The 1,725-nt window shown below is 41.0% G+C and carries 1 protein-coding gene; it reads left to right on the top strand.

Annotated elements, in window-relative coordinates:
* The first annotated feature begins 172 nt into the window (after nucleotides 1-172).
* Nucleotides 173-1,495 carry an IS30 family transposase gene (locus tag LKD46_RS16475; protein ID WP_227574385.1) on the top strand — a complete coding sequence of 441 codons (1,323 nt, stop codon included), beginning with the start codon at nucleotides 173-175 and terminating at the stop codon, nucleotides 1,493-1,495.
* Nucleotides 1,496-1,725: the final 230 nt, after the last annotated feature.

Raw genomic sequence — 1,725 nt, 5'->3', positions numbered from 1 at the left:
CCGTAAAATGAAAAACTAATTTCCACCCTCAGCCCTTTATGTTCTTTTGCTGAAATTAGGGGTGGAACTTAGTCCTGCAATAAGCTATCCTATAACAAATGCCAGGGTACACTGGCCCATATCCTCCGATCACCGGAAATGATCCATTTTTATTACAAAGGAGGATTTACTTATGGCTACTTATAATATTGGAAACCGCAAACACCTTACTCTCGCTGACCGTGCTGCTATCGAACATGGTATACAGATTGGGGAAAACTTTTCTCAGATTGCTCGCAAGTTAAACAAGGCTTCTTCCACCATCTCAAAGGAGATACGGCGTCATATCATACATGTTCCTCATTATCAGGATGACCTCCAGAAGAAACGCTCGGAATGCCAGTTCTTTCATTCCTGTGACAAAAGAAATGTATGTGGCAACCTTTCCTGCCGGTCATTGTGCTTTAAGTGCCGTTCTAAGCGCTGTGCCATGTATTGCCGTGCTTTTACTCCTGTACTTTGCGACAGGCTCAAAAAACCACCGTATGTTTGCAACAACTGCAACCAGATACGTACCTGTTCCCATGACTTCTATTTTTACCGTGCCCATTATGCCCATGACCTTTATAATGAGATTAAGGTTTCTTCCCGTTCAGGTATCAACCAGACACCCGAATCTCTGGAACAGCTGGATCAGCTGATTTCACCTTTTCTCCTTAAAGGACAGCCATTATCTCATATTTATGCTTCCAATCAGCAGCTTATCAATTGTTCTATCCGTACATTATATAACTACATTGATCATGGATATTTTACTGCTATCAATTTGGATCTCCCACGCAAAGTACGCTATAAAAAACGTCGCAAGACCAGAAAAACTCCTGAAAACACCGGCTACCGGGAAAATAGGACATACCAGCATTTTGAAAAATATCTTGAAGAATATCCAGACACAAATGTTGTAGAGTTAGATGTTGTGGAAGGCGCTGGTGGAAAATCTGAAAAAGTACTTCTGACTATGCTCTTCCGTAATTGTAACCTTATGCTCCTTTTTCTACTTGAAGCCGATGACCGTAAAAATGTCAGGGAGGTTTTCCTTTGGCTGTATGAACAGCTTGGAGCAGCTCTATACCACAAGTTATTTCCTGTTATCCTTACAGACAATGGCTCCTCTTTTAAAGATCCTGAAATATTTGAACGTCCTGGAGATACAGCTCGTTTATCCCGGGTTTTCTACTGTGATCCTATGTCGTCCTGGCAGAAAGGCAAGTTGGAAAAAAACCATGAATTTATCCGTTATATCCTTCCCAAAGGTATCGGCTTCGCACAACTGAACCAGAGCAAGGTAACTCTGATAGCTAACCATATCAATAGCGTGGCAAGAGCCAGTTTAAACGGCTGTACCCCATTTAAACTGGCTCAGTTACTGATAGACAGAAAACTATTGGAACTTTGCGATCTTAAAGATATACCCACGGATCAGGTGATATTAAAACCCACGCTGTTAAAACACTAAATATCACATTCATTTCCGGCATCGTATTCTCCAGACCGGTGGAAGTTACCCTTGCAAAGAACAGCCAGCGGTCCTTTCGTGATGTTCCAATCCCGTAAAAACACGGTGTTTTCTCCTTATATTATAGTTTTGTTTTGTGTAAATATCTATATCTTGTAGAAATTAATTCTGCAGAAATCCCTTTACTTATCAGTACTAGCACATGGTGGAAGTTACTTTTTCATTCAACC

The sequence above is a fragment of the Blautia fusiformis genome (genome assembly GCF_020686995.1).
Classification (GTDB): Bacteria; Bacillota; Clostridia; order Lachnospirales; family Lachnospiraceae; genus Blautia_A; species Blautia_A fusiformis.
The sequence above is the reverse complement of the archived record's forward strand: the minus strand, read 5'-3'. Positions and strand labels throughout refer to the sequence as shown.